Raw genomic sequence first — 210 nt, forward strand, 5'->3', positions numbered from 1 at the left:
GTCGACGGCGGATTGGTGGACACCTTCCATCAACAGAAACTTGATCTTGCTTTTGTCCAATGACTTTTTGCTCATGAACGCAGTCACCTCAGCGGATTCGGGTTGGCATTGACCCTGCGGGGGAGGGGATGAAAAAGGGCCCGCATAATACCACAAGTTCCTGCATAGGTGGGTTCGATCCAGTCCGGCCTGCCGTGTGTTATACGATAA

The sequence above is a fragment of the Marinimicrobium sp. UBA4509 genome (assembly GCF_002388575.1).
GTDB classification, from domain to species: domain Bacteria; phylum Pseudomonadota; class Gammaproteobacteria; order Pseudomonadales; family Cellvibrionaceae; genus Marinimicrobium; species Marinimicrobium koreense.